At 66.1% G+C, this 26,013-nt stretch carries 23 protein-coding genes, 1 tRNA gene and 1 rRNA gene; 2 read left to right on the top strand and 23 right to left on the bottom strand.

All coding sequences use genetic code 11. The features are described from left to right. Positions 1–11: 11 nt before the first annotated feature. Together A5695_RS00490 and murA are read right to left on the bottom strand one after the other, a co-directional pair. Positions 12–1,539, bottom strand: a 16S ribosomal RNA gene (locus tag A5695_RS00490). Positions 1,540–1,908: 369 nt separating this feature from the next. Then, positions 1,909–3,162 carry a UDP-N-acetylglucosamine 1-carboxyvinyltransferase gene (gene murA, locus A5695_RS00485; protein ID WP_068076986.1) on the bottom strand — a complete coding sequence of 418 codons (1,254 nt, stop codon included), beginning with the start codon at positions 3,160–3,162 and terminating at the stop codon, positions 1,909–1,911. Positions 3,163–3,355: 193 nt separating this feature from the next. Between murA and A5695_RS00480 the strand changes: the two genes are divergently transcribed. Continuing rightward, positions 3,356–3,940, top strand: coding sequence for a cob(I)yrinic acid a,c-diamide adenosyltransferase (locus A5695_RS00480; RefSeq protein WP_068076985.1), 585 nt, complete (start codon positions 3,356–3,358; stop codon positions 3,938–3,940). Between the two features lie 15 nt (positions 3,941–3,955). Here A5695_RS00480 and A5695_RS00475 read toward each other — a convergent pair whose 3' ends face one another. The 21 genes from A5695_RS00475 to argS all read right to left on the bottom strand — a co-directional run bounded on the left by A5695_RS00475 (position 3,956) and on the right by argS (position 25,730). Continuing rightward, the gene (locus tag A5695_RS00475; RefSeq protein WP_068076984.1) at positions 3,956–4,399 is read right to left on the bottom strand and encodes a DUF2550 domain-containing protein; all 444 of its coding nucleotides are present in this window, start codon (positions 4,397–4,399) and stop codon (positions 3,956–3,958) included. A gap of 17 nt (positions 4,400–4,416) precedes the next feature. Continuing rightward, positions 4,417–4,782: a F0F1 ATP synthase subunit epsilon gene (locus tag A5695_RS00470; RefSeq protein WP_068076983.1), complete on the bottom strand. Its 366-nt coding sequence runs from the start codon at positions 4,780–4,782 to the stop codon at positions 4,417–4,419. A gap of 35 nt (positions 4,783–4,817) precedes the next feature. Beyond that, positions 4,818–6,284 carry a F0F1 ATP synthase subunit beta gene (gene atpD / locus A5695_RS00465; RefSeq protein WP_068076982.1) on the bottom strand — a complete coding sequence of 489 codons (1,467 nt, stop codon included), beginning with the start codon at positions 6,282–6,284 and terminating at the stop codon, positions 4,818–4,820. A gap of 23 nt (positions 6,285–6,307) precedes the next feature. Beyond that, positions 6,308–7,216: a F0F1 ATP synthase subunit gamma gene (locus A5695_RS00460; RefSeq protein WP_068076980.1), complete on the bottom strand. Its 909-nt coding sequence runs from the start codon at positions 7,214–7,216 to the stop codon at positions 6,308–6,310. Between the two features lie 6 nt (positions 7,217–7,222). Continuing rightward, positions 7,223–8,899, bottom strand: a complete 1,677-nt coding sequence (gene atpA / locus A5695_RS00455; protein WP_068076978.1) for a F0F1 ATP synthase subunit alpha — start codon at positions 8,897–8,899, stop codon at positions 7,223–7,225. 67 nt (positions 8,900–8,966) lie between these two features. Beyond that, entirely contained in the window at positions 8,967–10,307 is a 1,341-nt protein-coding gene (locus A5695_RS00450; RefSeq protein ID WP_068076975.1) for a F0F1 ATP synthase subunit B/delta, read from the bottom strand. Between the two features lie 6 nt (positions 10,308–10,313). Next, complete coding sequence (locus A5695_RS00445) at positions 10,314–10,847, bottom strand: F0F1 ATP synthase subunit B (RefSeq protein ID WP_068076973.1); 534 nt, start codon at positions 10,845–10,847, stop codon at positions 10,314–10,316. 9 nt (positions 10,848–10,856) lie between these two features. Further along, the gene (locus A5695_RS00440) at positions 10,857–11,105 is read right to left on the bottom strand and encodes a F0F1 ATP synthase subunit C (protein ID WP_024636915.1); all 249 of its coding nucleotides are present in this window, start codon (positions 11,103–11,105) and stop codon (positions 10,857–10,859) included. Between the two features lie 84 nt (positions 11,106–11,189). After that, the gene (gene atpB, locus A5695_RS00435; RefSeq protein WP_066948452.1) at positions 11,190–11,945 is read right to left on the bottom strand and encodes a F0F1 ATP synthase subunit A; all 756 of its coding nucleotides are present in this window, start codon (positions 11,943–11,945) and stop codon (positions 11,190–11,192) included. After that, on the bottom strand, positions 11,938–12,423 hold the full coding sequence (locus A5695_RS00430) for an ATP synthase subunit I (RefSeq protein WP_068076971.1): 486 nt from the start codon (positions 12,421–12,423) through the stop codon (positions 11,938–11,940). The genes atpB and A5695_RS00430 overlap by 8 nt, the downstream gene beginning before the upstream one ends. Positions 12,424–12,639: 216 nt before the next feature. Then, positions 12,640–13,869 carry a glycosyltransferase family 4 protein gene (locus tag A5695_RS00425; protein WP_068077000.1) on the bottom strand — a complete coding sequence of 410 codons (1,230 nt, stop codon included), beginning with the start codon at positions 13,867–13,869 and terminating at the stop codon, positions 12,640–12,642. A 28-nt stretch (positions 13,870–13,897) separates the two neighbouring features. Continuing rightward, positions 13,898–14,554 (bottom strand): L-threonylcarbamoyladenylate synthase, encoded by a 657-nt coding sequence (locus A5695_RS00420; RefSeq protein WP_068076970.1) that lies wholly within the window; start codon positions 14,552–14,554, stop codon positions 13,898–13,900. Beyond that, on the bottom strand, positions 14,551–15,480 hold the full coding sequence (prmC, locus tag A5695_RS00415) for a peptide chain release factor N(5)-glutamine methyltransferase (RefSeq protein WP_068076968.1): 930 nt from the start codon (positions 15,478–15,480) through the stop codon (positions 14,551–14,553). Before prmC ends, A5695_RS00420 begins: the two co-directional genes overlap by 4 nt. 27 nt (positions 15,481–15,507) lie before the next feature. Further along, positions 15,508–16,581 carry a peptide chain release factor 1 gene (gene prfA / locus A5695_RS00410; RefSeq protein ID WP_068076965.1) on the bottom strand — a complete coding sequence of 358 codons (1,074 nt, stop codon included), beginning with the start codon at positions 16,579–16,581 and terminating at the stop codon, positions 15,508–15,510. Positions 16,582–16,679: 98 nt separating this feature from the next. Further along, positions 16,680–16,916 carry a 50S ribosomal protein L31 gene (rpmE, locus tag A5695_RS00405; RefSeq protein ID WP_068076963.1) on the bottom strand — a complete coding sequence of 79 codons (237 nt, stop codon included), beginning with the start codon at positions 16,914–16,916 and terminating at the stop codon, positions 16,680–16,682. A gap of 188 nt (positions 16,917–17,104) precedes the next feature. Then, entirely contained in the window at positions 17,105–19,063 is a 1,959-nt protein-coding gene (gene rho / locus A5695_RS00400) for a transcription termination factor Rho (RefSeq protein WP_369830140.1), read from the bottom strand. A 231-nt stretch (positions 19,064–19,294) separates the two neighbouring features. Beyond that, the gene (thrB, locus tag A5695_RS00395; RefSeq protein ID WP_156749374.1) at positions 19,295–20,212 is read right to left on the bottom strand and encodes a homoserine kinase; all 918 of its coding nucleotides are present in this window, start codon (positions 20,210–20,212) and stop codon (positions 19,295–19,297) included. A gap of 42 nt (positions 20,213–20,254) precedes the next feature. Beyond that, the gene (thrC, locus tag A5695_RS00390) at positions 20,255–21,337 is read right to left on the bottom strand and encodes a threonine synthase (protein ID WP_068076959.1); all 1,083 of its coding nucleotides are present in this window, start codon (positions 21,335–21,337) and stop codon (positions 20,255–20,257) included. Next, entirely contained in the window at positions 21,334–22,659 is a 1,326-nt protein-coding gene (locus A5695_RS00385) for a homoserine dehydrogenase (RefSeq protein WP_068076957.1), read from the bottom strand. The genes thrC and A5695_RS00385 overlap by 4 nt, the downstream gene beginning before the upstream one ends. A gap of 3 nt (positions 22,660–22,662) precedes the next feature. Further along, a complete protein-coding gene (lysA, locus tag A5695_RS00380) occupies positions 22,663–24,027 on the bottom strand; it encodes a diaminopimelate decarboxylase (RefSeq protein WP_197515314.1) in 1,365 nt (454 codons plus the stop codon). A gap of 50 nt (positions 24,028–24,077) precedes the next feature. Next, complete coding sequence (argS, locus tag A5695_RS00375; RefSeq protein WP_068076953.1) at positions 24,078–25,730, bottom strand: arginine--tRNA ligase; 1,653 nt, start codon at positions 25,728–25,730, stop codon at positions 24,078–24,080. A gap of 115 nt (positions 25,731–25,845) precedes the next feature. Between argS and A5695_RS00370 the strand changes: the two genes are divergently transcribed. Next, positions 25,846–25,918: transfer RNA gene (locus tag A5695_RS00370), tRNA-Arg, on the top strand. The last annotated feature ends 95 nt before the right edge of the window (positions 25,919–26,013 follow it).

Below are 26,013 nucleotides of genomic sequence, written 5' to 3'. Positions count from 1 at the left end.
GTGCTCCTTAGAAAGGAGGTGATCCAGCCGCACCTTCCGGTACGGCTACCTTGTTACGACTTCGTCCCAATCGCCGATCCCACCTTCGACAGCTCCCTCCAAAAGGTTAGGCCACTGGCTTCGGGTGTTACCGACTTTCATGACGTGACGGGCGGTGTGTACAAGGCCCGGGAACGTATTCACCGCAGCGTTGCTGATCTGCGATTACTAGCGACTCCGACTTCACGGGGTCGAGTTGCAGACCCCGATCCGAACTGAGACCGGCTTTAAAAGGATTCGCTTAACCTTGCGGCATCGCAGCCCTTTGTACCGGCCATTGTAGCATGTGTGAAGCCCTGGACATAAGGGGCATGATGACTTGACGTCATCCCCACCTTCCTCCGAGTTGACCCCGGCAGTCTCTCACGAGTCCCCGGCATTACCCGCTGGCAACATGAGACAAGGGTTGCGCTCGTTGCGGGACTTAACCCAACATCTCACGACACGAGCTGACGACAGCCATGCACCACCTGCACACAGGCCACAAGGGAACGCCTATCTCTAGACGCGTCCTGTGCATGTCAAACCCAGGTAAGGTTCTTCGCGTTGCATCGAATTAATCCACATGCTCCGCCGCTTGTGCGGGCCCCCGTCAATTCCTTTGAGTTTTAGCCTTGCGGCCGTACTCCCCAGGCGGGGTACTTAATGCGTTAGCTACGGCACGGATCCCAAGGAAGGAAACCCACACCTAGTACCCACCGTTTACGGCGTGGACTACCAGGGTATCTAATCCTGTTCGCTCCCCACGCTTTCGCTCCTCAGCGTCAGTTACTGCCCAGAGACCCGCCTTCGCCACCGGTGTTCCTCCTGATATCTGCGCATTCCACCGCTACACCAGGAATTCCAGTCTCCCCTGCAGTACTCTAGTCTGCCCGTATCGCCCGCACGCTCACAGTTAAGCCGTGAGATTTCACGAACAACGCGACAAACCACCTACGAGCTCTTTACGCCCAGTAATTCCGGACAACGCTCGCACCCTACGTATTACCGCGGCTGCTGGCACGTAGTTGGCCGGTGCTTCTTCTCCACCTACCGTCAACTCACGAAGTGAGCCTTCGTCGATGGTGAAAGAGGTTTACAACCCGAAGGCCGTCATCCCCCACGCGGCGTCGCTGCATCAGGCTTGCGCCCATTGTGCAATATTCCCCACTGCTGCCTCCCGTAGGAGTCTGGGCCGTATCTCAGTCCCAGTGTGGCCGGACACCCTCTCAGGCCGGCTACCCGTCGTCGCCTTGGTAGGCCATCACCCCACCAACAAGCTGATAGGCCGCGGGCCCATCCCACACCGCAAAAGCTTTCCACCACAAGGCATGCGCCAAGTGGTCCTATCCGGTATTAGACCCAGTTTCCCAGGCTTATCCCGAAGTGCAGGGCAGATTGCCCACGTGTTACTCACCCGTTCGCCACTCGAGTACCCCCGAAGGGGCCTTTCCGTTCGACTTGCATGTGTTAAGCACGCCGCCAGCGTTCGTCCTGAGCCAGGATCAAACTCTCCAAACAAAATCTCCTCGCAGAACGAGGTGAATTCAAATCAGAGAAAATCTGACCTAACAAAAAGACACCAAATAACTGGCATCAAAAATTGCCATACCCACACACGGGGAGTGCTAGGTATGGCCAAAAAAACAACAACAAAATAAAAAGACCAAACACACTATTGAGTTCTCAAACAACACTTGTTTCGCCCGTTTTGGGGCAACCCTGCCAGCTTAATACAAGTCCGGCAGTGGAGTCAACTCCCAGTTTTGGTCTTCCAGAGACCGTTTCGGGAGCAGCCGTGCCAGGCTAGTACCAATCCAGCGAGGGAGTCAAGCGCCCGGGTGTCGGTCGCCTGGTGTGGCGACCGCCCCTGCGGGGCACTGACTTTGGTTACTCTACCCGCTCGATCTCCGCTCCCAAAATCGCCAGGTTTTCGACGAACAACGGGTAGCCGCGATCGATGTGGAAGACGTCGTGGACCTCGGTGTCACCGTCGGCGACGAGCCCCGCGAGCACCAGGCCGGCGCCGGCCCGGATATCGGAACACCACACCGGGGCGCTGGACAATTGCGGCAGGCCTCGGACGACGGCATGGTGGCCGTCCGTACGGGCGTCGGCACCCAGCCGGATCATTTCTTCGACGAAACGGAAACGCGCCTCGAAGACGTTTTCCGTGATCATCGAGGTCCCGTCCGCGATCGACGCCAGCGCGATCGCCATCGGCTGCAGGTCGGTGGGAAACCCGGGGAACGGCAGGGTGGCGACATTGACGGCCTTGGGGCGCTCGTACTGGGTGATCCGAAAGCTGTTGTCCGTTTGGGTGACCGTCGCGCCGGCGTCGTGCAGCTTGTGCAGCACTACCTGAAGGTGGGCCGGGTCGACGCCCGTCACCGAGATGTCGCCGCGGGTCATCGCGGCGGCGATCCCCCAGGTGGCGGCAACGATGCGGTCGCCGATCACGCGGTGCTCGGTGGGGTGCAGCCGCGGGACGCCGGTGATGGTCATCGTCGGCGAACCGGCACCTTCGACCTGCGCGCCCATCTGATTCAGCATGGTGCACAGGTCCACGACGTCGGGTTCGCGCGCGGCGTTGTGGATCGTGGTGACTCCCTCGGCCAGCACGGCGGCCATCAGGATGTTCTCGGTGGCTCCCACCGACGGGAACTCGAGCTGGATCTCCGCGCCGCGCAACGTTTCGGCCTGGGCGACAACGCAGCCGTGCTCGATGTTGCACTGCGCGCCCAGTTGGCGCAGGCCCGCCTGATGCATGTCCAGCGGCCGAGACCCGATCGCGTCGCCGCCCGGGAGCGCGACCCGCGCCCGCTTGCACCGGCCGACCAGCGGCCCGAGCACACAGACCGACGCCCGGAACTGTCGCACCGCCGCAAAGTCGGCGTCGTATTTCGGCTCGTCGGGCGAGGTGATTCGGGCGATGTCGCCGTCGAGCTCGACGGTGGCGCCCAGGCCACGCAACACCTCGGCCATCAACGGCACATCGAGGATGTCGGGGCAGTTGGTGATGGTGCTGGTGCCTTCGGCCAACAGCGCCGCGGCCATCAGCTTGAGCACGCTGTTCTTGGCGCCCCCCACCGCGACTTCGCCGGACAACCGGTTGCCGCCGGTCACCACGAATCGCTCTGCCACCCGCGTCAGTCTAGTGAAGCGGTATCGGGTTGTCAGTCAGCCCGCGTGACGACGATGCGCTCCGCGCACCGGGGTGCGGCGGGGCCCCCACCGCGTAGGGGCACCGCCCGCTTGCAGGGACGGCGAGAGGCGGGTCAAACAGTCGGCCGAGCCAAGGCGCCACCCCGTCGCGCGCCGCAGTACCGTCTTGCTCATGGCGATACACCTGACCCGCATCTATACCCGGACCGGTGACGACGGCACGACGGGATTGAGCGACTTTTCGCGGGTCTCCAAGAACGATCCCCGCCTGGTCGCGTACGCAGACTGTGACGAGGCGAACTCGGCGATCGGCGTAGCGATCGCCTTGGGTCAGCCCGACGAGGAAACCGCCGGGGTGCTGCGGCAGATCCAGAACGACCTGTTCGACGCCGGCGCCGATCTGTCGACGCCGGTAGTGGAAAACCCCGAGCATCCCCCACTTCGGGTCACCCAGCCCTACATCGACCGGCTCGAGGGCTGGTGTGACAAATATAACGAAAACCTGCCGGCATTGAATTCCTTTGTGCTGCCTGGTGGTTCGCCGCTGTCGGCACTGCTGCACGTCGCCCGCACGATCGTCCGTCGAGCGGAACGGTCGGCATGGGCAGCCGTCGATGCCGCGCCGCAGCAGGTCAACGTCCTGCCGGCGAAGTACCTGAACCGCCTCTCGGATCTGCTTTTCATCCTCGCGCGCGCGGCGAACCCCGGCGGCGATGTCCTGTGGAAGCCGGGCGGCGGCGCGCCAAGCGCGAGTTAGCTTGCCGCCCAATGCCTAAACGCTGCGGCGTCGAGCGCGCGGTGACGGCCGGGACTCCAGCCACGACAGGAAGGCCGTCAACGCGCCCTTGTCCAGCGCGATCTCGTACCCGGTCCGGCGGTCCTGCGTCGTGTCGCGCAGTTCCACCACGACGATCTCGTCGGTCATGATGTCGAATTCGTCCCCCCGCGGCGCCCGCCGGGCCACGATCTCGACGCCCCTGCGGCTGAGTCGACGGTCCGGCCACAACCGCAGGCTGGAGAGTCGGTAGAACGCGGCCTCACCGCCGCGGTAACGAATCACGCCGTGCCGCCAGCCGTGGCCCCCGACAGCGGGAATGTCTCGCATGATCCCTGCGGTGCCGCCCTGGCGCAGCTTCCACAACCGATAGCTCAGCGAGACAACCGCGCCCGCCAGGACGACAACGAGCACGACCATGCCGACCATGGGCGCGCTCATCGTCTCGTCCGAGGCGGCTAGTCGATCGCGCCGACGGCGCGCAATCTACCGCGCCCCCGCGCCGCGATGCGGGGATCGTCGGACTCCGAATCCTCCCTGGCCGCGCTTTCGTCGATCTCTGACTCGAACGCCGCGGACTCGGCCAATACGGTCACCGTCTCCTCGGTGACCGACAGGAACCCGCCTTCGACGGCGACCCGCAGGTCGTCTTCGCCTTCACGCTCGACGCGCACCATCGCGTCATCGACCAACTGGGCGACAACCGGGATGTGCCGGGGCAGGATGCCGATCTCGCCGACGGTGGTGCGGGTGAACAAGAACGTTGCCTCACCCGACCAGATCTTGCGGTCGACGGCGACGATTTCGACGTTCAATTCGGCCATGCCACAGAGCCTCTCAGAGCCTTAGCGCTCAATCCTCAGGAGTCCAACTTGGCGCCGAAGCTTTCGGCTTTCTTGGCCAGGTCGTCGAGGCCACCGATCAGGAAGAAGGCCTGCTCCGGGATGTGGTCGAAGTCGCCCTTGGACAGGCGGTCGAACGCCTCGATCGTCTCCTTCAGCGGCACGGTGGAACCCGGCTGGCCGGTGAACTGCTCGGCCGCCATCATGTTCTGCGAGAGGAACCGCTCGATGCGGCGCGCGCGCTGCACCAGCTGCTTGTCCTCTTCGGACAACTCGTCGATACCGAGGATGGCGATGATGTCCTGAAGGTCCTTGTACCGCTGCAGGATCCGGATGACCTCCTGCGCGACGCGGTAGTGCTCCTCACCGACGACACTCGGATCCAGGATGGTCGAGCTCGACGCCAGCGGGTCCACCGCCGGGAAGATGCCCTTGGAGAACACCGAACGCGACAGCTCGGTGGTGGCATCCAGGTGGGCGAACGTCGTCGCGGGCGCGGGGTCGGTGTAGTCATCGGCGGGCACGTAGACGGCCTGCATGGACGTGATCGAACGGCCCCGCGTCGAGGTGATGCGCTCCTGCAGCTCACCCATCTCGTCGGCCAGCGTGGGCTGGTAACCCACCGCGGACGGCATGCGGCCGAGCAGCGTGGAGACCTCGGACCCGGCCTGCGTGAATCGGAAGATGTTGTCGATGAACAGCAGCACGTCCTGGCCGGCTTCGTCGCGGAACCACTCGGCCATCGTCAGCGCCGACAGGGCAACCCGCATACGGGTGCCGGGCGGCTCGTCCATCTGCCCGAACACCAGCGCGGTGTCCTTGAGCACGTCGGCCTCTTTGAGCTCGACCCAGAGGTCGTTGCCCTCGCGGGTGCGCTCACCCACGCCGGCGAAAACCGAAGTGCCACCGAAGTTGCGGGCGATACGGTTGATCATCTCCTGGATCAACACCGTCTTGCCCACGCCGGCGCCACCGAACAGCGCGATCTTGCCGCCTCGCACGTACGGGGTCAGCAGGTCGACGACCTTCAGCCCGGTCTCCAGCATCTCCGTGCGGGGCTCGAGCTCCTCGAAGGGCGGCGGCTTGCGGTGGATCGACCAGTGCTCGAAGTCCTCGCCGTATCCGGGCTTGTCCAAACAGTCGCCCAGCGCGTTGAAGACGTGGCCCTTGACCTCCTGGCCGACGGGCACGGAGATCGGCTTGCCGCTGTCGGTCACCTCGACGCCGCGGACCAGGCCGTCGGTGGGCTGCAACGAGATCGTGCGGACCAGGTTGTCGCCGAGGTGCTGCGCGACCTCCAGCGTGAGGGTCTTCTTGAGCTCCTCGAACGTGATCTCGGCGTTGAGCGCGTTGAACAGTTCCGGTACCGAGCCGCGCGGGAACTCGACGTCGACCACGGGGCCGGTGATCCGCACCACGCGACCGCTGGTCTCGGAGTTGGTGGACTTCCCGGTCTTCTCTGCGGTTCCGGTAGTAGCAGCCATATTCTTCTTCTCTTCCTCGTGTGCTACTGAGCGTCGGCGAGTGCGTTTGCACCACCGACGATTTCGCTGATCTCTTGGGTGATCTGAGCCTGCCGCTCGCGGTTCGCCATCAGCGTCAGTTCCTTGATCAGGTCGTCGGCGTTGTCGGTCGCGGACTTCATCGCTCGCTGGCGCGACGCCAGCTCCGATGCCGCCGATTCCAGCAGCGCGGCGTAGACGCGGGTCGTCACGTACCGCGGCAGCAGCGACTCGAAAAGCGTTGTCGCATCCGGCTCGAACGAATACAACGTATGCAGTTCCGCGGTGTCCTCGACGTACTCGACGACCAGCGGAGCGATGCGGTGGGCCACCGCGGCCTGCGACATCATCGACTTGAACTCCGAGTAGACGATGTGCAGTTCGTCGACGCCCTGGTCGTCCTGCGACTCGTCGTCGCCGGCGCCCTTCATGAACGTCTCGACCAGGGTCGAAGCGATCTCCGCGGCGTTTTCGTAGCTGGGTTGCTCGGAGAAACCCGTCCACGATTCGGTGATGTCCCAGTTGCGGAACTTGAAGTAGTTGAGCGCCTTCCGGCCAACCGTGTAGACGACCGGGGTCTTGCCTTCCTCGCGCAACAGGGAGAACAGCTCCTCGGCCCGACGGAAGATGCTGGAGTTGTACGCCCCGCACAGTCCGCGGTCGGAGGACACCACCAGGACGCCGGCCCGCTTGGGTTCTTCCCGTTCGACCAGCAACGGGTGATCGAGGGCGGCTTCGGACGACAGCGTGGTCAGCATCGCGGTGATCTGAAAGGCGTAAGGCCTAGCGGCTTCCAGCCGGGCCTGCGCCTTGCCGATGCGCGATGTCGCGATCATCTCCTGGGCCTTGGTGATCTTTTTGATCGACCCTGCCGACCGGATCCGGCCGCGTAGTTCACGAAGTGTGGCAGCCATCGTTAGCTACTTCTTGTCCTTACCGCTGGTGGAATCCTTCTTGTCTTTCGGCTTCTCCTTCTTGACCTGGACCGACTCCTTTTCGAGGTCTTGTTCGTCCAGGGGCTCGACGTGCTCGTCGGGCACCACCGAACCACCGCCCGTGGCCGCGAAGCCCTTCTTGAAGTTGTTGATGATCTCGGTCAGCTGGTTCTCGCCCTCTTCGGAAAGCTTGCCGCTGTCCCGAATACCGGCCAGGAACTTCTCCTCCGACGCCCGCATGTGGTCCAGCAACTCGGTCTCGAAGCGCCTGACGTCCTCCACGGGCACGGAGTCCAGGTGCCCGCCGGTACCCAGGAAGATCGAAACCACCTGCTCCTCAACGGGCATCGGCTGGTACTGCGGTTGCTTGAGCAGTTCGACCAGCCGCTCACCGCGCTCCAGCTGCGCCTTCGACGTCGCATCCAGGTCCGAGGCGAAGGCCGCGAACGATTCCAGCTCGCGGTACTGCGACAGGTCCAGACGCAGCGAGCCGGCCACCTCTTTCATGGCCTTGATCTGCGCCGCGCCACCCACGCGGGACACCGACACACCGACGTTGATGGCCGGCCGCACACCCTGGTTGAACAGGTCGGACTCCAGGAAGCACTGCCCATCGGTGATCGAGATGACGTTGGTCGGGATGTAGGCCGAGATGTCGTTGGCCTTCGTCTCGATGATCGGCAGACCGGTCAGCGAGCCGCCACCGAGGTCGTCGGAGAGCTTCGCGCAGCGCTCCAGCAGCCGCGAGTGCAGGTAGAACACATCGCCGGGATAGGCCTCGCGGCCCGGCGGGCGGCGCAGCAGCAGCGAGATCGCGCGGTACGCCTCGGCCTGCTTGCTCAGGTCGTCGAAGACGATCAACACGTGCTTGCCGTCGTACATCCATTGCTGGGCGATCGCCGAACCGGTGTACGGCGCAAGCCATTTGAAGCCGGCGGAGTCGGAAGCCGGGGCCGCGACGATGGTGGTGTAGTCCATCGCGCCTCCCTCTTCGAGCGCCCGCCGGACCGAGGCGATCGTGGTGCCCTTCTGGCCGATCGCCACGTAGACGCAGCGGACCTGCTTCTTCTCGTCGCCGCTCTCCCAGTTCTCGCGCTGGTTGAGGATCGTGTCGACGCAGACGGCGGTCTTGCCGGTCTTGCGGTCACCGATGATCAGCTGCCGCTGGCCGCGACCGATCGGGGTCATCGCGTCGATGGCCTTGATGCCGGTCTGCAGCGGCTCGCTCACGCTTTGCCGCTGCACCACGGACGGCGCCTGGATCTCCAGCGCGCGGCGAATGTCGGTGTCGATGTCCCCGCGACCGTCGATGGGATGACCGAGCGGGTTGACGACGCGACCCAGGAAGGCGTCACCGACGGGAACCGACAGCACCTCGCCGGTGCGCTTGACCTGTTGTCCCTCTTCGATTTTCTCGAAGTCACCCAGGATCACCGCGCCGACGCTGTGCTCGTCGAGGTTCAGCGCGACGCCGAGGACCCCGCCCGGGAACTCGAGCAGCTCCTGGGTCATGACGGAGGGCAGGCCCTCGACGTGCGCGATGCCGTCCCCGGCGTCGACGACGGTGCCGACCTCTTCGCGCGAGGTGTCGGAGGTGAAAGAGCCTACGTACTCCTCGATGGCGCTCTGGATGTCATCAGCGGAGATTGTCAACTCGGCCATGGCTTTTCGTCTTCCTACTTGATCTTGGTATCGCGTGTGCTGGAAAGGGTTTGTGGGGGCGGTCGGGTCAGTCGGGCAATTGGGCCTGGGCAGCGGCGAGGCGCGAAGCTAGTGTCCCGTCGATCACTTCGTCGGCCACGGAGATGAGCAGACCGCCCAGCAGCTCCTCGGAGGTCTGCAGCTGCACCGTCACCGAATGACCGTAGATGCGGCCGAGCACCTCGGTGAGGCGAGACCGCTGGGCGTCGCTGAGCTCGGCCGCCGCACTGACCCGCGCGACGATTTCCCCGCGGCGTGCCACCGCGACCTTCGCCAAGAACTGGAAGGCCTCCTCGGCCGACTCACCCCTGAGCAGTTGGACCGTTTGGGTCAACAGCGCCACAACGATCGGGTCGACCTTGCCGCTGGCGCTGTCAAGAACCTTGCGCAGCAGGTGGATTCGCCCTTCCACCGGCACGCCGTAGTCACCCAACAGGATGCCGAGCCGGGGCTGCGCGTCCAGGATGCGGGAGAACCGGAACAACTGGTCCTCCACGTCGTCGACCTTGTCCTCGCGTTCGGCGACCTCGAGCAACGCCTGGCGCGAGAGGTGCTGGATCGCGTCGCCCAGATCGGAGTTGGCCGACCAACGTTCCGACACGGCCAGACGCAGAACGTCGAGTGTCGCGCCGGACACCTTGCCCGAGACCAGCCGCTCGATCAGCCTGACCCGCGGCGCGGCGTCCTCGGCGGGCACGGTCAGGTAGCGGGTGAGGACGATCTCCCGGTCTAGCATTTCGGCCACCGAAACCAGTTCGGCCGACAGGTTGGAAAGCGCTTTGTTGTCAAGGTCTTTGGCGATGTCGCTGAACCGCTCCGTCAGGCCGGCCAGCGCCAGTCGACTGGCGGAACGCATCTTGGCCAGCAGCGGGTAGTCGACCTCGGCGGGCGCCGGGGCCATCGCCTCGAGATCGTCCAAGAACCGATCGACGGTGCCGGACCGCTGCTCGGAGTCGGCGACATAGTTGCGCACCAACTCGCCCGCCTGGCGCACCGCCTCGTGGCCGAGTTCCAGGCGGAGCTGCCGGCTGAGCTGGGTGCGCAGCAGGTCGACCTGGCGGCCGCCCTGTGTGGTGATGCGTTCGGATTCCGCGTCGGCCTGGATTCGGAACTGTTCGGCGATGCGCCCCGCGTCGGTCTGAGCTTCTTCCACGAGCCGTTCGGCCTCGCTCTTGGCGGATTCCACGGCGTTGCTGTGGGCCGTGGTCGACTCTTTCAACCGATCTGCCGCTGCCGCAGAGTCTTTCAGCTGCTGGCGCACCGCCTCTTGACGAGCGGCCATCAGACGACGCACCGGCGGCACGACGTACCGCACGACCAGAAGCACGATGGCCGCGAACCCGATCAACTGACCGATGAAAGTCGACATGCGCGATTACCGTCCAGATTTCCCGGTTGCGGACGCGGCCGCGGTGGCTGGGGCCACCTCGACGCCGAGGATCCGGCTGGCCAGCGTCGCCGACATGCCCGCCACGTTGGCGCGCAGATCCAGTTCCACGGCGTCTCTCTCCCGCTTCAATTGCTCGGATGCCATCTGTAACGTCGACATCACCTGCTGCTCTGCACGGGCGCGCGCGTCTTCGACCAGCTTACGGCCTTCGGCGCGGGCGTTGTCGCGCAACGACGACGCCTGGATCCGGGCCTCCGTCAGGGCTTCCTCATAGTCAGCCTTGGCGGCGTCGAATTGCTCGGTCGCCTTCTTGTTGTCGGCGGCCGTCTTGGCAACCATGTTGTCTCGCTCGCGCAACACCCGCATGACCGGCGGCACCACGAAGGTGCCGATGACGGCCAGCACGATCAGGAAGATGGCCAGCACAAAGAAGAATGTGCCGTTGGGAACGAGGAAGTTGTTGCCTCCCTCGGCCATCACCCGCCTGGATGCCAGAACGCTCAGACTCGCGTCACCCATGACAGCGAACTAGGTGCCGACGGGCGTGGCGAAGACGAACAGCGCCATGAAGGCCAGGTTGATGAAGTAGGCGGCCTCGACCAGACCGACGGTGATGAAGAACGGCGTGAACAGCCGGCCTTGCGCCTCGGGCTGCCGGGCGATGCCGGAGACCAGCGCGTTACCGGCGATACCGTCACCGATACCGGCGCCGATCGCGCCACCGCCCATGATGAGTCCACCGCCGATGAGCGCAGCGGCAGCGACTTGGGGGTCCAGAGCCATTCTTATCCTCCTTGATAGCTGGTAGTGGTCTACCAGGCCTCTGTAATGGTGTGTGGGACAAAGCAATTCATGGTGGCCTCAGTCATGATGTTCCTCGATCTCCATGGCTTGGCTGAAGTAGAGGATCGTCAAGATCGAGAAGATGAACGCCTGGATCGCCCCGACGAAGAGGTCGAAGGCCTTCCAGATGGCGTTGGGAGCCCACATGATGTACGGCGGGAAGAGCGCGATCAGCGCGACCAGGATGCCGCCGGCGAAAATGTTGCCGAAAAGTCGCAGCGACAACGAGATCGGCTTGGCAAGCTCTTCGACGAGGTTGATCGGCGCCAGGAACGCCACGTGGCCCTTGAGCACGGCGAGCGGGTGGCCGACGATTCCGCGGCGCCAGATGCCCGCCACGTGGTAGCAGACGAACACGAACAAGGCCAGGGCCAGAACGTAGTTGATGTCGGCGGCCGCCGACTTCAACAGCTCAGTGGTGTGCCCGGACTTGTCCGTGTACTGCAGCGGAAGCACCGAGAGCCAGTTGGAGATCAAGATGAACACGAAAATGGTTACTGCCAAAGGCAATACGAAGGGCGCGATCCGCATCCCGACTGCACTCTCGATCTGATCGCGCATCTGGACGGTGATGGCTTCCCAGAACAACTGCACGCCGCTGGGGACGCCGGTCGACGTGATCTTCGCGCGCAGGAAGAAGGCCAGCGCCAGGACGATCACCGCGGCGATCGCGGTCGACAGGATCGTGTCGGTGTTGACGGTGAGCCCGAGCCATTTCGCCTGGCTGTGCTCGCCGACCTCGATCGCGGCGGCCAGGAACGTCGTCTCAGTCATCGGTGCTGTTCTTTCCTTCCGTTCCTTGCGATCCCGCCAGCGCGCCGCCCGCGGAGTCGTCCGCCCAGTCGCCGGCGCGCAGCTTTTTCCACACCGGAAGGGCCGTCGATGCCACCAGCAAGATCTGGAACAGCGCCAAGCCGAACACGACGCCCAGGCCTGCGGGCCGGAAGATGTAGGCGATGATCAGCCCGATCACAGTGATGACGGCCAGCCGGGTGGCCGAATTGAGCGCCATCGTGCTTTTCATCGGATGATCTTTGGCGGTGATCGACGCGACGGAGCGGCGAACCAGAAGGGCGTTGAGCAAACCCAGCAGCAACCCGACGCCGAAGAAGACCCCGACCATCAGATGACCGGTCAGTCCGGCGGCGGCGACGGCCACCGCGGTGACGGCGATGCTGAGCACCAACAGGCGGACCGGCCGGAACGCAACAGATGGGAACACCAACGGCGCGTCCTGCGCTGGTGTCGTCACTGCAACCTCAATCCCAAGTTGGTAGAGCGGGAGTCCCCCGACCGACTGATCGGTGGCCCGCCGAGCGTATCGCACGTCACAGTGGGTCCACCCAAGGGGTGTCCCCCGACGCGAGTCCCCAGCCGACCGAATCGGACCGGCGTCCGACGGACCGGCAATCTGTGCGGCTTTTGGGGCTTCTACCTGCACCGTACCATACGGCGAAGACCACTACTACTAGCTGTCGTAGTCCTCGTCTTCGTACTCGTCTCGCCGGCGCATGAGCGGGATCGCGGTCGCGATGCCGGCGACCACGATGGCGCCCAGCATCACCGCGGCGGTGTCGCGCGGATTGAAGAAAATCGTGCTGGCCGCGCCGAACGCGACGATGCCCACCCAGAGGTAAATCAGCAACACCACCCGGCGGTGGGAATGTCCGATCTGCAGCAAGCGGTGATGCAGGTGCATCTTGTCGGGGCTGAACGCGCTGCGGCCCGCGCGGGTCCGGCGCACGATCGCCAGCAGCAGATCCAGCATCGGTACGAACATGACCGCAACGACCAGCAGGAACGGTGACAACAGGGCGAACACGTCGCGCGCACCGTACGCGTTCTGCGAGACGGGGCCGGCGGCGGTGGTGGAGGCCGCCGCCAGCATCAGGCCGATCAGCATCGAGCCGGAATCACCCATGAAGATCTTGGCGCGGTGAAAGTTGTGCGGCAGGAAGCCCAGACAGGCGCCCGCGAGCACCACGGAGATCACGGCGGGCGGATAGAAGAGGACATCGCCGCCGTGGTCGCGCAGCAGGCCCACCGAGAACATGCAGATCGCCAGCGCGGTGATCAGCCCCAGTCCGGCGGCCAGGCCGTCCAGCCCGTCGACGAAGTTCATCGCGTTCACGATGGACACCGTCAGCGCCAGCGTGAGCAGGATCGACGAGGCCTGGTCCAGCACGATGGTGCCGACCCCGCCGATCGGGATGTAGAGGACGCTCCACGCCACGCCCATGGTGACCAGCACGCTGGCAGCCGTGATCTGGCCGGCGAACTTCGTCAGGGCGTCCAGTCCCCAGCGGTCGTCGATGAGCCCGATGCCCATGATCACCGCGCCGGCCACCAGCACCGCGGGCATGCCCGTCGAATAGACGAATCCGCGGGTGAGCGCCGGTAACTGCGAGGCCAGGAAGACGGCCGAGATGACACCGAGGAACATCGCCAGCCCGCCCATGCGCGGGGTGGGGGTCACGTGGACGTCGCGTTCCCGCGGATAGGCGACGGCGCCCAGCCGGGTGGCGAGTACCCGCACCGGACCGGTCGCGAAGTAGGTGATGATCGCGGCGGTCAAACCCACGAGGGCAAGCTCGCGCAGCGGGACACCGGCGCCCCGGTCAGCCAGGGCGAGCAGGCCATCGGCGAGGTTGGCTACGTCGCCGGCCGGGTCGCTGGACACGTCGAGACCGTACTGCACCAACCTGGCAACGAGAGAACCGCTCCGGTCAGGCCTGGGTCAGGCTTTCGGGATCCACCCCGAGCACTTCGGCGATCCGTTCGGCGCTCACCGGACCCGGTCGCAGGATGCGCGGGGCGGCACCGGTCAGGTCGACGATCGTCGAAGCCGCCTGCTGCTCGGCCGTCCCCGCGTCGAGATAGACGTCGACGAGGTCACCGAGTTGATTGCGGGCCTCGTCGGCGTCCACCGCGGGCGGCCGACCGGAGACGTTCGCGCTCGATACCGCCATGGGCCCCACCTCGCGCAACAACTCGATGGCCACCGGGTGCAGCGGCATCCGCAGCATCACGGTGCCGCGGGCGTCACCGAGGTCCCATTGCAGCGACGGCGCCTGCGTCACCACCAGGCTCAGCGCACCGGGCCAGAACGCGCGGATCAGGTCGCGGGCCCCGCCCGGCATGGTGTAGACGAGGCCCTCGATGGTGTGCCAGGAGCCGACCAGCACGCCGACCGGCATGTCCCGGCCACGCCCCTTCGCCGAGAGGAGGGCCGTCACCGCGGCGCTGTTGAAGGCATCGGCGCCGATGCCGTAGACGGTGTCCGTCGGCATGACGACCAGCCGACCACCCTTGATGGCGCCCGCCGCCGAGGCGATTCCGCGCGAACGCTGGTCGGGATCGGCGCAGTCGAAGACCTCTGTCACTTGCACCGCTCTCCCCCGCGAGCGGGAGGTGACCCCACTGCATCCTCGCGACGCGGGCCATTCGCGCCGCCCTTTTTGCGGGCCGTCACGAACCTCGGCCGGCCGACCAGATCTTTGCGCTCCGCGACATCTTCGAAAAGTTTCGTCCGACGGACTAATTCGACGGTCTGTGACGACGTGGTGTCGTCATGTTCGACGGCGAAAACGCCACCCGGGCGCAACCAGCGGCCGGCCAGCTCGACGATCGGGGCGATCACCGCCATCCCGTCCGGGCCACCGAAGACTGCGTGGTGTGGATCATGTTGGGCCACTTCGGGTTCCACGGGCGCGCCGTCGGGGACATAAGGCGGGTTGGCCACTACCACGTCGACACCGCCGTCCAGTTCCGGCAGCAGGCAGGGTGCGGAGACATCGGCCTGCACGAGTTCGACCGCGGTGCCCTCCGCGTTGCGGCGCGCGTACTCGAGGGCCGCCTCCGAATCGTCGACGGCGATGATCCGCGCCGCGGGGTGTTGACAGGCCAGCGCCACCGCCAAGGCGCCCGATCCGGTGCACAGGTCGACGATGACGGGCCCGGTCGGCAGGCGCTGTCCGGCGACCCACGCCAAAAGGGCCTCGGTTTCCGGGCGCGGTATGAACACACCGGGACCGACCTGCAGCATCAGCGGCCCGAACGCGGCCGTGCCGGTGAGGTGCTGCAGCGGCACCCGCCGCGAGCGCGCCGCCACGACGTCGCGGTAGCGACCGAAGAAGTCGTCGCCGGGCGAGTCAAGTAGGGCGAGCCGGCCGCGCTCGGTACCTGTCACATGCGCGGCCAGTTCCTCGGCATCCCAACGGGCGGAGGCGATCCCCGCTTCGGCGAGCGTCGCCGCAGCGGAATCGATCGCTTGCCGCACGCTGTGCTGAATTGTCCCGCTTCTCCTCATCGCTTCACTCTGCATCGTCGCGGGACGTCATGCCTGTTGCAGCCGGGACTGTTTGTCGGCGGCGCCCAACGCGTCGAACATCGCGTCGAGGTCACCGTCGAGCACCTGATCGAGATTGTGCGCTTTGTAACCGATCCGGTGGTCGGTGATCCGGTTCTCCGGGAAGTTATAGGTGCGAATCCGTTCGCTGCGGTCCACGGTCCGGATCTGGCTGGCCCGGTCGGCCGACGCGTCGGCCAGCGCCTGTTCTTCGGCCAAGGCCTGCAGGCGAGCGGCTAGCACCTGCAGCGCGCGCGTCTTGTTCTGCAGCTGCGAGCGTTCGTTCTGACAGGTCACCACGATGCCGGTGGGCAGATGCGTGATCCGGACCGCGGAGTCGGTGGTGTTCACACCCTGCCCACCCTTGCCGGACGAGCGGTACACGTCGATGCGCAGATCCGACTCGTCGATCTGCACCGCGCCCACTTCCTCGGGCTCGGGATAGACCAGCACGCCCGCTGCCGAAGTATGCACCCTGCCTTGGGATTCCGTCACCGGAACGCGCTGCACCCGGTGCACTCCGCCCTCGAACTTCATCCGGGACCACACCCCGTCGGCGGAGTCGCCCTTGCTGGCGATACTGAGTGTCGCGTCCTTGTAGCCGCCGAGATCCGAGGTGGTTTCGTCCAGCACGGTCACGTTCCAGCCGTGCCGCTCGGCGTAGCGGATATACATCCGGGCCAGATCCGCCGCGAACAACGCGGATTCCTCGCCGCCCTCACCGGACTTGACCTCGAGCACGATGTCGTCGGCGTCATGCGGGTCGCGCGGCGCCAGCATGTCGGTCAGTTGGGTGTCCAATTCTGCGACCCGCGACTCGAGTTCGGTCACCTCGTCGGCGAAAGACTCGTCGTCGGCGGCCAATTCGCGCGCCGTCTCCAGATCGCCGCGCGCCGACTCCAACTTGCGATACGTCGCGACGATCGGGGCCAACCGGGCGAACCTGCGACCGGCCTTGCGCGCCTCGGCGGGGTTGCTGTGCAAGTCGGGATCCGCAAGCCGTTTCTCGAGCTCGGCGTGTTCGGCCAGCAGCACATCGATCGTCTGCACCGGCTGCGTCACATCTCACCTCCTGCCCGTAGCCCCGTGTCTTGTTGCCGCAAACGCAAACCGACGCCCGGCCTGTGCTCTCGTGCACAGTTCGGGCGTCGGCGATGCAGCTATTTGTCGGTGTTGTCCGCCGCGGCATCCTTGCGCTTGCCGTACCGCTTCTCGAAGCGAGCCACCCGGCCACCGCTGTCCAGAATCTTCTGCTTGCCGGTGTAGAAGGGGTGGCACTGCGAGCACACCTCGACGACGATGTTGCCGCCGGGCTTCGTGCTGCGCGTGGTGAAGGTGTTTCCGCACCCGCAGTGCACGGTGGTCTCCCCGTAAGCGGGGTGAATGTCAGATTTCATGCTGTCCTCTTCGATCTTGTCGAGCGTAGATTATGCCAGGTCAACCAATGTTCTCCCAAAACAACGGGGTGCCCGTCGACATTCCCGGCGCATGGGCCACGCCGAAACTTAAACCCTGGCGGCGTCAGCCGGCGTGTCGTGTGGGTTCATGGGTCGCGGTGCCCGGCCCGCCGAGGAACGTCGGTCGGCTAATCGTTGTCCATCGATCCCGGCGTGGTCTTGGAGACCTGCACCAGGAACTCGTAGTTGTTCTTCGTCTTGCGCAGCTGGGACATCAGCAGGTCGATGGCCTGGTGGGAATCCAGGCCCGACAGCACGCGACGCAGCTTGTGCACGATGCCGAACTCGTCCGGCGAGAGCAGCAGCTCGTCCTTGCGGGTACCGGAGGGGTTCACGTCGACCGCCGGGAAGACCCGTCGCTCGGAGATCTTGCGGTCCAGCTTGAGCTCGGCGTTACCGGTGCCCTTGAACTCCTCGAAGATGACCGTGTCACCGGTGGAGCCGGTCTCGACCATCGCGGTGGCGATGATCGTCAGCGATCCACCTTCCTCGATGTTTCGTGCCGCACCCAGGAAGCGCTTCGGCGGGTACAGCGCGGTGGAGTCGACACCACCGGACAGGATCCGGCCCGACGCGGGGGATGCGTTGTTGTAGGCACGGCCGAGGCGGGTGATCGAGTCGAGCAGCACCACCACGTCCTTGCCCTGTTCGACGAGCCGCTTGGCGCGCTCGATGGCCAGCTCGGCAACTGCCGTGTGGTCGGTTGGCGGCCGGTCGAAGGTGGAGGCGATGACCTCACCCTTGACCGAGCGGGTCATGTCGGTGACCTCCTCGGGGCGCTCGTCGACGAGCACGACCATGAGGTGGCATTCCGGGTTGTTCTTGGTGATCGCGTTGGCGATGTCCTGCAGGATCGTCGTCTTACCCGCCTTGGGCGGCGACACGATCAGGGCGCGCTGGCCCTTACCGATCGGCATGATCAGGTCGATGACCCGGGTGGTAAGCCGGTCGGGGGTGGTCTCCAGGCGAAGCCGCTGGTTGGGGTACAGGGGCGTCAGCTTGCTGAAGTCTGGGCGCTTTTTCGCGTCCTCGACCGGACCCCCGTTGACGCTGTCCAGGCGGACCAGCGGATTGAACTTCTGGCGCTGGTTGGGCTGTTCGCCGTCCTTGGGCACGCGGACCGCACCGGTCACCGCGTCGCCGCGGCGCAGGCCGTTCTTGCGCACCATGTTCATCGAGACGTAGACGTCGTGCGGACCGGCGAGGTAGCCGGAGGTGCGGACGAACGCGTAATTGTCGAGCACGTCAAGGATGCCGGCGACCGGCTGCACGACGTCGTCCTCACGCAGTTCGGTTTCGCCGCCCTCGCCGGACCGCTCGCCGCGCCGCCTGCGATCGCGGAAGCGGCGCCCGCGGCGACCCTGACGGCCCTCGCCGTCATCGTCTTGCTGGTTCGAGCCGCCACCACGACCTTGCTGGCCGCCCGAGCCCTGCTGATCACCGTTTTGGTCGCCCCCGGAGTCCTGGCCGCGCTCCTCAGCTTGAGAGTCGCGCTTGCCGCCCTGACGGGTGTCCTGCTCGCCGGAGGCGGTGCCGGTGCCATTGCGTGAGCGCTCGCCGTCGGAGTCGTCGCCGCCGCGGGCCGCTCCGGGCTCACGGGAGGCGCTGCGCCGTTCGCGGCGGGGCGCCTCGGCGGTCGAACCGTTCTGGCGGTCCTCGCCGGCCGTCGCTTCGGCGGTGGCGGTGTCGGACTTGGCGGCGTCGGACTTGCCACCGTCGGATTTGCCACCCTCGGATTTGCCGCTGTCGGACTTGGCCGCGTCGGACTTGGCCGCGTCGGATTTGCCGCTCTCCTGCGGGGCCGCGGGGGCGGAAGTCCCGTTGGACTGTCCCCTGATTTCCTTTATGGCGGCGATGAGTTCGTTCTTGCGCATGCCCGACGTTCCCTTGACGCCGACTTCGTTAGCCAGCGCGCGCAGTTCGGGAAGCACCATGGTGGACAGGGAGCCAACAGGGGCATTGGTTTTGCCGTCGGATGTGTCTGGCGTCACGGCGTTCGACACCTCATTGCTGTCGGTGCTCGCGTCAGCCGTGAACAGGTCCGTATCGGTCACGGATTTCCTTTCTTCCCCCGCTGAACAGCTCATCCGGGGGGTTCGTTGCATTCAGCAAATCGCCGAGTGCGCCCAAATATCGACTCTGCAACGGTGATCGCCTTAATCGGCGGAGTAAGCGGCGAACCTCGTTCACGAGAAGAATTGGTGTGTCCTAGCGGCAAGGCAGTATGGATGCAGATGCAGATGCTGCGATTGCTGGACGGAACCGAGGATAGCCCGCATCTTTGTTGGAAGCAAGCAAACCCTCCGCCGCGCTGTGGATCAACCGGAGACTGTGACGCCCGGACTCCAGCGAACTCCATCACCGGCGGTCATCTCAGCGAGGGCAAATCCGTTGGCGGCCCCGTACTCCACCACTTCCGTGGGCAACTCCCGCGCCGTGCTGAGCGCAATCAGTGCTGGACCCGCCCCCGAAAGTGTCGCCGACACATTATGACGCCGGAACAGCCGCAAATATTCCGCGGAGCCGGGCATCGCCGTAGCGCGCTGGGGTTGATGCAGCACATCCTCGGTCGCCGGCATGAGCAGGTCCGGTCGTTCGGTCAGCGCTACCACCAGCAAGGCGGCACGACTGACGTTGAACCGGGCGTCCTCGTGGCTCACCTGGGCGGGCAGCAGCACCCGGGTCTCCGCGGTCAGGGAACGCTCCTGAGGTATCGCGCAATACAGCCGGATGTCAGGGTGCAGCCGCAGCGGCACCGCCGAATATCGTGGTCGATCACCGGAGGCGTCGATCCACGACACCACCGCACCGCCCAGCACTGCGGCAGCGGCATTGTCGGGATGGCCCTCGAACTCCGACGACAGTTGAATCAGTTGCGCGTCGCTCAGGGGTTTCGAATCAGACTGTGCTACAAGGCCGTTCGCCGCAGCAAGGCCGCCGACCACGGCCGCGGCCGACGAGCCGAGACCGCGGGAGTGCGGGATGGCGTTGCGGCACCGGACCACCAGGCCCGCGGCCCGCACACCCGCGGCCCGCAGCCCGCATTCGATGGCGCGCACCACCAGGTGTTCGGGGCCCCGGGGCACCTGCTCGGCGCCCTCGCCTTCGACCAACACCACCAGTCCGGAATCGGTTGTCTCCACGACGATTTCGTCGTTGAGGCGCAACGCCAGGCCGATGCTGTCGAAACCGGGACCGAGGTTGGCGCTGGACGCCGACACGACGGAGCTTGCCATCAGCCCGGCGGGCAGCAGCTGGGTCACCGACACGTCTTCATATCAGGCCAGCCCCAGCTTCTCGACGACGAGCACCGGATCGACGGGCAGCGGGGACACGGTCGGCATATCCCTTAGCGCCGTGTCGGGGTCTTTGAGGCCATTGCCGGTCACCGTGCATACCACCGTCGACCCACGCGCCACCCAACCGTCGTCGATGGCCTTGAGCAGGCCGGCGATGCTGGCCGCCGATGCGGGCTCCACGAAGACGCCCTCGCTTTCCGCCACCAAGTGGTACGCGGCCAGGATCTCCTCGTCGGTGGCCGCCAGGAACCGCCCGTTGGACTGCTGCTGCGCGTTGACCGCGGCCGCCCACGACGCGGGAGCGCCGATGCGTATCGCGGTCGCGATCGTCTCGGGGTGGCTGACGGGTGCGCCGTGTACCAGTGGCGCGGCGCCGGCCGCCTGGGTGCCCAGCATGCGGGGCAGCTTGTCGATCACGCCGTCGTGGTGATATTCGGTGTAGCCCTTCCAGTACGCGGTGATGTTGCCCGCGTTGCCGACCGGCAGGGCGTGCACGTCCGGCGCGGTGCCCAGCGCGTCGACGATCTCGAACGCCGCCGTCTTCTGGCCCTCGATGCGAACGGGGTTGACGGAGTTGACCAACGCGATCGTCGAGAAGTCGGCGGCCATCTTGCGGGCCAGTTCCAGGCAGTCGTCGAAGTTGCCGTCGATCTGAATGATCTTGGCGCCGTGCATGACCGCCTGTGCCAGCTTGCCCATCGCGATCTTGCCCTGCGGGATGAGCACCGCGCAGGTAATGCCGGCGCGGGCGGCGTACGCCGCCGCCGACGCGGAGGTGTTGCCGGTCGACGCGCACAACACGGCCTGCTGGCCGCGCGCCAGCGCGTCGGTGACCGCCATGGTCATGCCCCGGTCTTTGAACGAACCGGTCGGGTTGAGGCCCTCGACCTTGAGATGCACCGTGCAGCCGGTCTTCTCGGAAAGGCGCGTCGCCGCGATCAGCGGGGTACCGCCCTCGAGCAGGGTGACCGGCGTCCAGTCGTCACCGATCGGCAGGCGGTCGCGGTAGGCGGCGATCAGTCCCGGCCAGGGTTGATGCACGGCGGTGCGGGGGATGCTCATGAGCCGGTCTCTTCCAGTCGCAACACACTGGTAACGCCCTGCACGACATCCAGATCCGTGAGCGCATCGACGGTTTCGGACAGCGCGGCATCGGTGGCGCTGTGGGTGACGACCACGACGCGAGCTCCCACTCGCCGCCCGCCTTCGTCCACCACACCTTCCTGGCGAACCTCGGCGATGCTCACCTCGCGCTTGGCGAACTCGGCCGCCACCGTGGACAGCACACCCGGCTTGTCGGCGACATTCATGCTGACGTAGTAGCGGGTGGAGATGAAGCCCATTGGGGCGACCGGAAGCTGGGCGTACTTCGATTCCTTCGGGCCGCGGCTGCCCAGTACCCGGTTGCGGGCGGCCATCACCAAGTCGCCGGTGACCGCGGACGCGGTGGGCGCGCCGCCCGCGCCCTGACCGTAGAACATCAGCCGGCCGGCGGCCTCGGCCTCGACCACCACCGCGTTGAACGCGCCGTTGACCGTGGCCAACGGATGCGACAGCGGCACCAGCGCCGGATAGACGCGGGCGGACACCCGCTCCTGACCGTCCTCGGTGGTGACGCGCTCACAAATGGACAGCAGCTTGATGGTGCAACCCAGCGACCGCGCGGAGGCGAAGTCGTCCGGGGTGATCTTGGTGATGCCCTCGCGGTAGACGTCGTCGGCGGTCACCCGGGTGTGGAAGGCGATCGACGCCAGGATCGCGGCCTTGGCCGCGGCGTCGTAGCCCTCGACGTCGGCGGTGGGATCGGCCTCGGCGTAGCCGAGCGCGCTCGCCTCCGCCAGGGCGGTGTCATAGTCAGCACCGGTGCTGTCCATCGCGGACAGGATGTAGTTGGTCGTGCCGTTGACGATGCCGGCAACCCGCAGCACCGTGTCCCCCGCCAGCGACTGGGTGAGCGGGCGGATAACCGGGATGGCGCCCGCGACCGCCGCCTCGAAATAAAGGTCCACATGGGCGTTTTCGGCCGCCTGCGCCAGCTCCCCGGTGGAGGTGGCCAGCAGCGCCTTGTTCGCCGTGACGACCGACTTACCGTGCTCGAGCGCGCGCAGGATGGCCTTTCGCGCCGGCTCCACCGGCCCCATCAACTCCACCACGATGTCGACGTCCTCGCGGGAAACGAGCTCCTCGACGTTGTCGGTGAGCAACTCGATCGGAACGCCACGGTCGGCGGCGACCCGCCGCACTCCGACGCCGCGCAGCACCAGGGGCGCGCCGACACGAGCGGCGAGATCGTCGGCGCTGCCCTCGATGATGCGGACCACTTCGCTTCCGACGTTGCCCAACCCGAGCACCGCTACGCCGACAGGCTTTTCGTCACCGGGCACCGTTCACCTCACTTCCAGACTCAGCAGATCGTCCACCGTCTCGCGGCGCAGGATCAGGCGGGACCGGCCCGCGCGCACCGCCACCACCGCCGGACGGCAGATCATGTTGTAGCGGCTCGACAGCGAATAGCAGTACGCGCCGGTCGCGGCGATCCCGAGCAGGTCACCGGCCTGTAGATCGTCGGGCACCCACGCGTCGCGAACGACGATGTCACCGCTCTCGCAGTGCTTTCCGACGACACGTGCCAGCGTCGCCGGTGCGTCGCTGGCCCTAGAGACCAGCCGAGCATCGTACTGCGCGTCGTAGAGAGCGGTGCGGATGTTGTCGCTCATGCCGCCGTCGACGCTGACATAGCGGCGCTGAGCCGTGCTGCTCACGTCGACGTCCTTGACGGTGCCCACCTCGTACAGCGTGATAGTGCCCGGCCCGGCGATGGCACGTCCGGGCTCGACCACCAGGCGCGGGGCGGGCAGTCCCACGGCCGCCGACTCGTTGGCGACGATGGCCGTCAGCTTGGCCGCCAATTCGGCCACCGGCGGCGGGTCGTCGGTGCCCAGGTACGAAATCCCCAGTCCGCCACCGAGATCGACGGTGGAGATCTGGCCCGTCTTGTCGACGCCGAATTCGTCGACGATTTGGTGCAGCAGCCCGATGACGCGGTGCGCGGCGACCTCGAAGCCGTCGACGTCGAAGATCTGCGAGCCGATGTGGCTGTGCAGCCCCACCAGGCGCAGGTGATCGGTGGCGAAGACCCGGCGCACCGCGGCCATCGCCGCGCCGCTGGCCACCGACAACCCGAACTTTTGGTCTTCGTGTGCGGTGGAGATGAATTCGTGCGTGTGCGCTTCGACGCCGACGGTGAGGCGGACGTAGACGTCCTGGACGATTCCGGCCTCCCCCGCGATGGCGTCCAGGCGCTCGATTTCGGTCATCGAGTCCAAAACGATGTGCCCGACACCGGATTTGACCGCGGCGGTCAGTTCCGCGACGGATTTGTTGTTGCCGTGGAAGGTGATCCGCTCGGGGGAAAAGTCGGCGTGCAGGGCGATGGCGAGCTCGCCGCCGGTGGAGACGTCGAGCGACAGGCCCTCCTCGTCGACCCACCGGGCGATCTCGGTGCACAGGAAGGCCTTGGCCGCGTAGCACACGTTCTGCCCGCCCCCGAACGCCGTCGCGAGCTCCCGGCAGCGCGACCGAAAGTCGTCCTCGTCGACCACGAACAGCGGCGTGCCGTACTCCTGCGCGAGCTGGGTGACGGGGATCCCGGCGATGCTGGCCACCCCGTTGTCTTCGCGAACGATGTTGCGCGGCCAGACATTCGGGGCAAGCCGCAGCAGCTCGTCGGGCGATTGCGGCCGCGGCGTCATATCGGGGTGCCGGGTGTCTTCGGCGTGCCGAGGACCGGCGGGGTGCACGTTCACATTCGCTCCGGAGCGGTCACACCGAGGATCGTCAGCCCGTTGGCGATCACCTGGCGGGTGGCCTCACACAGCGCCAGGCGCGCGGCGTGCAGGTCGGCGGGCTGCTCGTCCCCCTGCGGCAGCACCCGGCACGAGTCGTAGAACCGGTGGTAGTCGCCGGCCAGGTCTTCCAGGTAACGGCACACCCGGTGCGGCTCCCGCAGGGACGCAGCAGTTTTCAGCACGCGGGGGAACTCCCCGATGCTACGCAGCAGCGTCCCCTCCTTGTCGTGGCTGAGCAACTCGAGGTGCCCCGTATCGGGGACCAGGCCCAGCTCCGCGGCGTTGCGAGCCAGCGCCGAGAGCCGGGCGTGCGCGTATTGCACGTAGTAGACCGGGTTTTCATTCGACGCCGACGACCACAGCGCCAGGTCGATGTCGATCGGGGTGTCGACCGAGGAACGGATCAGGCTGTAACGCGCCGCGTCGACGCCGATCGCCTCGACCAGGTCGTCGAGCGTGATCACCGTTCCGGCCCGCTTGCTCATCCGGACCGGTTGGCCATCGCGGACCAGGTTGACCATTTGCCCGATCAGCACCTCGACGTGGGCCGGGTCGTCACCGAACGCGGCGGCCACCGCCTTGAGCCGGGCGATGTAGCCGTGGTGGTCGGCGCCGAGCATGTAGATGCACAGGTCGAAGCCGCGCTGCCGCTTGTCCAGGTAGTAGGCGATGTCACCGGCGATGTAGGCGGGCTTGCCGTCGCTCTTGATCACGACGCGGTCCTTGTCGTCGCCAAAAGCGCTGGTGCGCAACCAGGTTGCGCCATCCTTCTCGTAGATGTTGCCGGTCTCGCGCAGCCGGGCGATGGCCTGGTCGACCCGGCCGCTGGTGTGCATCGAGTCTTCGTGGGTGTAGACGTCGAAGTCGGTGCCGAACTCGTGCAGCGACTCCTTGATATGGGTGAACATCAGGTCGACGCCGATTTCGCGGAACGTCTCGTGCATCTCGGCGTCGGGCAGGCTCAGCGCGTCGGGCGCCTTGGCCAGCACCTGCGCGGCGATGTCGCTGATGTAGGCGCCGGCATAGCCGTCCTCCGGAGTCGGCTCACCCTTGGCGGCGGCGATCAGCGAGCTGGCGAAGCGGTCGATCTGGGCGCCGTGGTCGTTGAAGTAGTACTCGCGCTCGACGTCGGCGCCTTGGGTGCTCAACAGCCGGCCCAGCGCGTCGCCGACCGCCGCCCAGCGGGTGCCGCCGATGTGGATGGGGCCGGTCGGGTTGGCCGAAACGAATTCCAGGTTGATCTTGTGGCCGCCCAGCGCGTCGGAGTGACCGAACTCATCACCGGCGTCGATGACGTTGTTGACGATCACCGCCTGCGCCGACGCCTCGAGGCGCAGGTTGATGAAGCCGGGGCCGGCCACCTCCGCCGAGGCGACGCCGTCGGCCTCCGACAGCGCCACGGCCAGCCAGCCGGCCAGTTCACGGGGGTTGGCGCCGACCTTCTTGCCCAGCTGAAGCGCCAGGTTGCTGGCGTAGTCGCCGTGCTCGGGGTTGCGGGGCCGCTCCACGGTGACGGTCGCCGGCAAGGCCGCAGCGTCCAGCCCGCGCTCGGCCAGCACCGCGGAGGCGGTGGTCCGGAGCAGCTCAGCGAGGTCAGCGGGGGTCACGAGCGTCCATCCTATTGGCTGAGGTGCCCGGGCCCCGAATCCATTGCGGTCGCAAAGCGGCTACCGACATGCGCTAGTCTGGCTGGGCCCAATGGCGCAACGCCAAAGCCGTAGCGCCCCCGTAGCTCAGGGGATAGAGCGTCTGCCTCCGGAGCAGAAGGCCGCAGGTTCGAATCCTGCCGGGGGCACTCATGTTCTTGCAGGTCAGGCGGTGGCCGTTGGTCAGCTCGGCTAATCAAAACGCCGTTTCGGGCCTCAATGCCACTGGCGTCGTGCGGCCAGA

The sequence above is a fragment of the Mycobacterium sp. E1747 genome (assembly GCF_001667775.1).
Lineage (GTDB): Bacteria > Actinomycetota > Actinomycetes > Mycobacteriales > Mycobacteriaceae > Mycobacterium.
Note: the sequence above shows the minus strand (reverse complement) of the source record. Positions and strands in the feature narration are given on the sequence as shown.

Bases quoted from the DNA above. Each gene is read 5' to 3' on its own strand.
- atpB (WP_066948452.1), bottom strand. From the start codon at position 11,945: ATGACTGAGACGACGTTCCTGGCCGCCGCGATCGAGGTCGGCGAGCAC.
- prmC (WP_068076968.1), bottom strand. From the start codon at position 15,480: ATGAGGAGAAGCGGGACAATTCAGCACAGCGTGCGGCAAGCGATCGAT.
- atpD (WP_068076982.1), bottom strand. From the start codon at position 6,284: ATGGCTGCTACTACCGGAACCGCAGAGAAGACCGGGAAGTCCACCAAC.
- A5695_RS00480 (WP_068076985.1), top strand. From the start codon at position 3,356: ATGGCGATACACCTGACCCGCATCTATACCCGGACCGGTGACGACGGC.
- A5695_RS00475 (WP_068076984.1), bottom strand. From the start codon at position 4,399: ATGAGCGCGCCCATGGTCGGCATGGTCGTGCTCGTTGTCGTCCTGGCG.
- atpA (WP_068076978.1), bottom strand. From the start codon at position 8,899: ATGGCCGAGTTGACAATCTCCGCTGATGACATCCAGAGCGCCATCGAG.
- A5695_RS00460 (WP_068076980.1), bottom strand. From the start codon at position 7,216: ATGGCTGCCACACTTCGTGAACTACGCGGCCGGATCCGGTCGGCAGGG.
- rho (WP_369830140.1), bottom strand. From the start codon at position 19,063: ATGAGCTGTTCAGCGGGGGAAGAAAGGAAATCCGTGACCGATACGGAC.
- thrB (WP_156749374.1), bottom strand. From the start codon at position 20,212: ATGGCAAGCTCCGTCGTGTCGGCGTCCAGCGCCAACCTCGGTCCCGGT.
- lysA (WP_197515314.1), bottom strand. From the start codon at position 24,027: ATGACGCCGCGGCCGCAATCGCCCGACGAGCTGCTGCGGCTTGCCCCG.
- A5695_RS00450 (WP_068076975.1), bottom strand. From the start codon at position 10,307: ATGTCGACTTTCATCGGTCAGTTGATCGGGTTCGCGGCCATCGTGCTT.
- A5695_RS00445 (WP_068076973.1), bottom strand. From the start codon at position 10,847: ATGGGTGACGCGAGTCTGAGCGTTCTGGCATCCAGGCGGGTGATGGCC.
- rpmE (WP_068076963.1), bottom strand. From the start codon at position 16,916: ATGAAATCTGACATTCACCCCGCTTACGGGGAGACCACCGTGCACTGC.
- thrC (WP_068076959.1), bottom strand. From the start codon at position 21,337: ATGAGCATCCCCCGCACCGCCGTGCATCAACCCTGGCCGGGACTGATC.
- A5695_RS00470 (WP_068076983.1), bottom strand. From the start codon at position 4,782: ATGGCCGAATTGAACGTCGAAATCGTCGCCGTCGACCGCAAGATCTGG.